This is a genomic window from Anoxybacillus sp. FSL W8-1294, from assembly GCF_037965005.1.
Classification (GTDB): Bacteria; Bacillota; Bacilli; order Bacillales; family Anoxybacillaceae; genus Anoxybacillus; species Anoxybacillus flavithermus_G.
The window spans coordinates 2,429,001-2,435,000 of sequence record NZ_CP150179.1 but is presented as its reverse complement, the minus strand read 5'-3'; the positions used below and the strand labels follow the sequence as shown (position 1 = coordinate 2,435,000).

Sequence of the window (6,000 nt, the reverse complement as noted above, 5' to 3'; positions counted from 1 at the left end):
TAGTACCTGTGAAGATGCAGGTTACCCGCGACAGGACGGAAAGACCCCGTGGAGCTTTACTGCAGCCTGATATTGAATGTTGGTGCGACATGTACAGCATAGGTGGGAGACTGAGAAGCCTGGACGCCAGTCTAGGTGGAGTCGCCGTTGGGATACCACCCTTGTCGTACTGAGATTCTAACCCGCACCCCTGATCGGGGTGGGAGACAGTGTCAGGTGGGCAGTTTGACTGGGGCGGTCGCCTCCCAAAGCGTAACGGAGGCGCCCAAAGGTTCCCTCAGAATGGTTGGAAATCATTCGAAGAGTGTAAAGGCAGAAGGGAGCTTGACTGCGAGACCTACAAGTCGAGCAGGGACGAAAGTCGGGCTTAGTGATCCGGTGGTTCCGAATGGAAGGGCCATCGCTCAACGGATAAAAGCTACCCCGGGGATAACAGGCTTATCTCCCCCAAGAGTCCACATCGACGGGGAGGTTTGGCACCTCGATGTCGGCTCATCGCATCCTGGGGCTGTAGTCGGTCCCAAGGGTTGGGCTGTTCGCCCATTAAAGCGGTACGCGAGCTGGGTTCAGAACGTCGTGAGACAGTTCGGTCCCTATCCGTCGCGGGCGTAGGAAATTTGAGAGGAGCTGTCCTTAGTACGAGAGGACCGGGATGGACGCACCGCTGGTGTACCAGTTGTCCCGCCAGGGGCACAGCTGGGTAGCTATGTGCGGAAGGGATAAGCGCTGAAAGCATCTAAGCGTGAAGCCCCCCTCAAGATGAGATTTCCCATCGCGTCAAGCGAGTAAGATCCCTTGAAGATGACAAGGTAGATAGGTCCGAGGTGGAAGCGTGGCGACACGTGCAGCTGACGGATACTAATCGATCGAGGACTTAACTAAACACATACGAAAAGCGGAGGCGACTGTCCAGCCACGAAGAACGCGAAAGGCCTGCGAGGAGGCTGTTGCCGCCACAGCAGGACTGAAGCGATTCGAGGGGCTAGGAGCCGCAGCTAGACAAAAGAAAAGCGGAGAACGGTTCTTGACGTAGTCAAGAAAACATCCGACGGAGCCGAAAGCTTTTGACGAAGACGTGCGTGCACGTCGAACGGAAAAAGCGAAAGGCGTAGGAGGATGTTAGTTCGAAGCTAGACATCACGAAAAGCGAAGGCGACTGTTCTGTTATCTAGTTTTGAAGGAATAAAAAAATGCTTGACAACAAAAAATATTCCGTTATAATAACATTTGTCTAAAGCATTATTGCTCGGTGACGATGGCGGAGAGGTCACACCCGTTCCCATCCCGAACACGGAAGTTAAGCTCTCCAGCGCCGATGGTAGTTGGCGGGACACCGCCTGCGAGAGTAGGACGTTGCCGGGCAAGATGAAATGGAGGATTAGCTCAGCTGGGAGAGCACTTGCCTTACAAGCAAGGGGTCGGCGGTTCGATTCCGTCATCCTCCACCATATATGAACATTGGTTTACTTTTATCATCGCGGGGTGGAGCAGCCAGGTAGCTCGTCGGGCTCATAACCCGAAGGTCGCAGGTTCAAATCCTGCCCCCGCAACCAAAGTTGGTCCCGTAGTGTAGTGGTTAACATGCCTGCCTGTCACGCAGGAGATCGCGGGTTCGAGTCCCGTCGGGACCGCCATGTACGGCTCGGTAGCTCAGTCGGTAGAGCAAAGGACTGAAAATCCTTGTGTCGGCGGTTCGATTCCGTCCCGAGCCACCATTTTGAATCATGTCGGCTTCGTATAAATATGTATAATGTGCCGGCTTAGCTCAATTGGTAGAGCAACTGACTTGTAATCAGTAGGTTGCGGGTTCAAGTCCTGCAGCCGGCACCATCTGCGGAGGGGTAGCGAAGTGGCTAAACGCGGCGGACTGTAAATCCGCTCCCTTTGGGTTCGGCGGTTCGAATCCGTCCCCCTCCACCATCTTAGGGGCATAGTTTAATGGTAGAACAGAGGTCTCCAAAACCTCCGGTGTGGGTTCGATTCCTACTGCCCCTGCCAAAAACATGGCGGCTATGGCGAAGTGGTTAACGCACCAGATTGTGGCTCTGGCATTCGTGGGTTCGATTCCCACTAGTCGCCCCATATCCGTTTTAAAACATTGGGGTATAGCCAAGCGGTAAGGCAACGGACTTTGACTCCGTGATGCGTTGGTTCGAATCCAGCTACCCCAGCCATATATGCGGAAGTAGTTCAGTGGTAGAACACCACCTTGCCAAGGTGGGGGTCGCGGGTTCGAGTCCCGTCTTCCGCTCTTTGTTTCACGGCGGCATAGCCAAGTGGTAAGGCAGAGGTCTGCAAAACCTTTACCACCGGTTCGAATCCGGTTGCCGCCTCCATTTTTTTTATGCGCCGGGGTGGCGGAATTGGCAGACGCACAGGACTTAAAATCCTGCGGTAGGTGACTACCGTGCCGGTTCGAGTCCGGCTCTCGGCACTGAAAAGGCTTGACAAAATAAGATAGCATGATACAATTTAATTGTTTTATGCCGATGTGGCGGAACTGGCAGACGCGCACGACTCAAAATCGTGTGGGGTAGCCCCCGTGTGGGTTCGACTCCCACCATCGGCACTGTTAAATAGGGAAATAACGATGTATAAAGGATTCCTGCGAGATGTAGGAATCCTTTTTTATTTTATCCCCATACGATTCCTCATTAAAAAATCTGATTCATTATTTTCTCATACGACTTGCTGAAAGGGTGATATTTTGGCAAGGCGTAACAATAATTTATCCCCTGATGAAATTTTTGAAATGCACGCAAATTCTATCCAATCTGATGCTATTGATTTTCAAATAGCACTGGAAAAATTTCTTGAAGACTGTGAAATACGGAATTGTCGTCCTCAAACTATTCAATATTACAGAAATGAAATGTCCGTATTTTACAAACTTCTTCGTGAACAAGAAATGGAAGTTAATATTTACAGAATGACACCAGAAATCATTAAACAGAATGTCATTTTGTATATGAAGAATCAAAAAAATTGTAAAACGGTAACAATCAATACTCGGCTGCGTGCATTAAGAGCGTTTTTTAACTTTCTTGAACGGGAAAAAATCATTTCTAAAAAACAAAATCCTTTTTATGAAATCAAATTACTCAAAGACCGAAAGAAAGCAGTGCCGACTTTTACAAAAGAAGAAATTCATACCCTCTTTAAACAGCCGAATTTAAGGACTTTTACTGGCGTAAGAGATTTAACGATAATGATGCTTTTACTTGAAACAGGAATACGAGCAAGTGAATGTGTCGGGATTCGATTATCAGATATAGATTTTCAGCGTTCACGAATCCTTATTCAAAATACAAAAGGTTACAGGCAACGATATGTACCGATTCAAAAACAAATGAAAGAACAATTAAAAAAATATTTATCCATTCGTGGCACATTAGATCATGATTATCTATTTGTTTCTGTTGATGATACTCCTTTAACAAAACGACAAATGCAGGCGCAAATTGAATCGTACGGAAAGAAATGTGGTATTCATGCAACTTGCCATAAATTTCGCCACACCTTCGCACGGCTTTCTGTTGAAGCAGGTGCTGGAATCTTCGAACTTCAAGCGGTTCTAGGGCATTCTTCAATGGAAATGGTTAAACATTACGTCAATCTTTTTTCTGATGATGTGATTGAAAAGCATAAATCATTTTCGCCCATTGAAAATGTGTTTTCAAGTAAAAGAAGGAGGTAATCAAATATGAACATCTTAACTGATCACATGAATCAAACGATTCGAAAAATTGACGCATTTTTGGAACATTACATTCTCGGCACATTAATTATCGAGAATCAAACAGTTTCGCTTCTTCTCGAAAATAACGATGAAATTCAACTTGACGATTTATATATTATCGAAGTCTTTGACGGCTCACAATATCATCGTATCACATATGAGCAAGCGATCAATACATTTTGTTCTGATGCTCCAGAGTGGCATTTATACGCAGAGTTTGAGGCAAGAGTGAAGAAAGGGGCGGTAGCATGATGAAAACTTTAAAACTCACTGAAACCGAACTAGTCACTATTAAAGTTGCGCTATATTCTCACATTCAACAGATGCGAAAAGACATTGAACAAGCAAAGCGTGAAGGAAAAGATACATCATTTCTCAATCAAGCACTTCAAGATGCACAAAACGCTTTTGAAGCACTATCGTTTACGCACTAACAAAAAAAAGCGGGAGTGATGTTGGCGCATCACTCCCAATCCGATAGGATAGACATATTGAAAACAGTTCATGTACTTAAAGCATACAATATTTTTTAAAAACATGCAAGATGTATGCTTATTTCAATATGTTTATCCTATCGAACATACATTCGATAGGAGGATAGATAATGAAAGCAGGTAACATTGAACAATTCAAACATTTAAGTCAATTTCGGGATATTCGAGATTTTAACAATAACATCGAACAGTGGATGATTGATTTGAAATCTAAATTCACAAAATCGGAATTGATCGCTTTAAAACGTTTAATTAGATACTCCGCACGTGTCGCTGGTGTTTGCAATGCGAAAATTCAAACGCTTGTTTCGGCATGTCATGTAGCAGGTCAAGAAATTTCACGTTCTACATTTGAGCGTATGTTGCGGAAAGCAAAGAAATTCGGTCTTTTGATTGTCCGCAATACTACAAAAGAAAATGGAAAACAATCCCATAATGTTTATATATTTCAACGTTACCAGTCACAAATTTCACAAATTGTTTCTGATTCGTCTACAATTGACGTAGCAGAAAGTGCGAAAATTGACGGAGCATATAAAACTAATAATCTTTTAGAAACTAGCAATAATATAAATAAACGTAATGAAACATTAGACGCTTCATTTACAAGCAATAGAGTACCAGCAGAGTTTCGTGATTTTGTGAAATACTTCTTCAACGATGCAAAAACAATCGAGGAATTATGGAAGGTCATTACTATCCAAACGTATTACTATACTTATATGAGTATAGATGATAAAGTTTCGCTTGCTATTGATTCATTTAAACAATTAATCAGAAATATTAAATCCGGGCGTAAAGTACGGAATGTGTTTGGCTACTATTATGCGATTGTGGGTGCTATTCTTGATCGTGAATATGAAAATACATGGATGGAAATGTATGAAGAATATGCAAGTTAAAAAAAGCGTGGACAAACGAAAAATCGTTAAAGTGCTTGATACTGTAAGACTCAAGTCACTTTTAATAAAAATAATTTTTATAAAAAATGCTCTTATCCCTACAGCCATGCGGTCTGAAGTCGATTTTGAGATAATGGTCTACTAAGGAAGGTAAACGGTCAATTTGTATAAAATGCATGGATTTTCGTAAAAAAATCGTGAAAAAAATCTTTAAAAAATGCTATATTATGAGGAGTATATATTTTTATATAATTTGGGCAAAAACTGTCAAAATAAATAAATGTGAAGTGTGTGGAAAGAGAATCGAAGTTTCCTCGAATAGACAGAAATATTGTAATAAATGTTGGAAAGAAAAAGAAAGAGAGTTAAGGAAAGAAATTAATAAAAAAGAAGGTATTTCATAATATGCTTAAAAACTCAGTGTTCCATTAAAACACAAAAAACACAGTAATATCAATACTTTTCGAGGTTTTTACAAAATTAGTTAATAACCTACAAAGGAAGGTAAACAGTCTGTTTGTAGAAAAATATTAAAAAGTGGGAAAAATCGTGAAAAATTTTCGTTTAAATTGCTATATTATGGATACTATAAAATGTATGTGGGTAAAATATATAAAAATACGATATTTATTAAAAAAAGTCTATATTTATGAGGAGGTATTTTTCATTGAGTGCCGATCACTCGACACTGAATGAAGGGTGTCTCCCTTCTTCAACAATACGAGAATCTTTTGTCATATTTAATTAATTCTTGTTTCATTTTTGATCTTCTTCTTTCGCTTTTTCGCCTCCATTTTCTTGAGAGTGGGCTAAATGCTCACTCTTTTTTTATTTCTTTTTTTCTCATATTTTTTACTTTTTTGCG

Annotated in this window: 4 protein-coding genes, 13 tRNA genes and 2 rRNA genes (1 of these 19 cut by a window edge); all 19 read left to right on the top strand. The window is 41.9% G+C overall.

Annotation, left to right across the window (positions count from 1 at the left end; translation table 11 throughout):
* Positions 1 to 882 (top strand): 23S ribosomal RNA (locus NSQ23_RS13210); it begins 2,044 nt to the left of the window's first position.
* Between the two features lie 363 nt (positions 883 to 1,245).
* Positions 1,246 to 1,362 (top strand): 5S ribosomal RNA (rrf, locus tag NSQ23_RS13205).
* Between the two features lie 10 nt (positions 1,363 to 1,372).
* Positions 1,373 to 1,448, top strand: a tRNA-Val gene (locus NSQ23_RS13200).
* A gap of 28 nt (positions 1,449 to 1,476) precedes the next feature.
* A tRNA-Met gene (locus NSQ23_RS13195) sits at positions 1,477 to 1,553 on the top strand.
* Between the two features lie 5 nt (positions 1,554 to 1,558).
* Positions 1,559 to 1,634: transfer RNA gene (locus NSQ23_RS13190), tRNA-Asp, on the top strand.
* A gap of 5 nt (positions 1,635 to 1,639) precedes the next feature.
* Positions 1,640 to 1,715: transfer RNA gene (locus tag NSQ23_RS13185), tRNA-Phe, on the top strand.
* A 39-nt stretch (positions 1,716 to 1,754) separates the two neighbouring features.
* A tRNA-Thr gene (locus tag NSQ23_RS13180) sits at positions 1,755 to 1,830 on the top strand.
* A gap of 5 nt (positions 1,831 to 1,835) precedes the next feature.
* A tRNA-Tyr gene (locus tag NSQ23_RS13175) sits at positions 1,836 to 1,920 on the top strand.
* A 4-nt stretch (positions 1,921 to 1,924) separates the two neighbouring features.
* Positions 1,925 to 1,998 (top strand) — tRNA-Trp (locus tag NSQ23_RS13170).
* Between the two features lie 8 nt (positions 1,999 to 2,006).
* Positions 2,007 to 2,082 (top strand) — tRNA-His (locus NSQ23_RS13165).
* Positions 2,083 to 2,099: 17 nt separating this feature from the next.
* A tRNA-Gln gene (locus tag NSQ23_RS13160) sits at positions 2,100 to 2,174 on the top strand.
* A gap of 5 nt (positions 2,175 to 2,179) precedes the next feature.
* Positions 2,180 to 2,251, top strand: a tRNA-Gly gene (locus tag NSQ23_RS13155).
* An 11-nt stretch (positions 2,252 to 2,262) separates the two neighbouring features.
* Positions 2,263 to 2,336 (top strand) — tRNA-Cys (locus tag NSQ23_RS13150).
* Between the two features lie 12 nt (positions 2,337 to 2,348).
* Positions 2,349 to 2,434: transfer RNA gene (locus NSQ23_RS13145), tRNA-Leu, on the top strand.
* Positions 2,435 to 2,485: 51 nt separating this feature from the next.
* A tRNA-Leu gene (locus tag NSQ23_RS13140) sits at positions 2,486 to 2,569 on the top strand.
* 138 nt (positions 2,570 to 2,707) lie between these two features.
* Complete coding sequence (locus tag NSQ23_RS13135; RefSeq protein ID WP_339171238.1) at positions 2,708 to 3,697, top strand: tyrosine-type recombinase/integrase; 990 nt, start codon at positions 2,708 to 2,710, stop codon at positions 3,695 to 3,697.
* 6 nt (positions 3,698 to 3,703) lie between these two features.
* Complete coding sequence (locus NSQ23_RS13130; protein ID WP_339171236.1) at positions 3,704 to 3,991, top strand: hypothetical protein; 288 nt, start codon at positions 3,704 to 3,706, stop codon at positions 3,989 to 3,991.
* On the top strand, positions 3,988 to 4,173 hold the full coding sequence (locus NSQ23_RS13125) for a hypothetical protein (RefSeq protein ID WP_339171233.1): 186 nt from the start codon (positions 3,988 to 3,990) through the stop codon (positions 4,171 to 4,173). Before NSQ23_RS13130 ends, NSQ23_RS13125 begins: the two co-directional genes overlap by 4 nt.
* Before the next feature lie 170 nt (positions 4,174 to 4,343).
* Positions 4,344 to 5,135 (top strand): hypothetical protein, encoded by a 792-nt coding sequence (locus tag NSQ23_RS13120; RefSeq protein ID WP_339171231.1) that lies wholly within the window; start codon positions 4,344 to 4,346, stop codon positions 5,133 to 5,135.
* Positions 5,136 to 6,000: the final 865 nt, after the last annotated feature.

Bases quoted from the DNA above. Each gene is read 5' to 3' on its own strand.
- NSQ23_RS13130 (WP_339171236.1), top strand. From the start codon at position 3,704: ATGAACATCTTAACTGATCACATGAATCAAACGATTCGAAAAATTGAC.
- NSQ23_RS13120 (WP_339171231.1), top strand. From the start codon at position 4,344: ATGAAAGCAGGTAACATTGAACAATTCAAACATTTAAGTCAATTTCGG.
- NSQ23_RS13125 (WP_339171233.1), top strand. From the start codon at position 3,988: ATGATGAAAACTTTAAAACTCACTGAAACCGAACTAGTCACTATTAAA.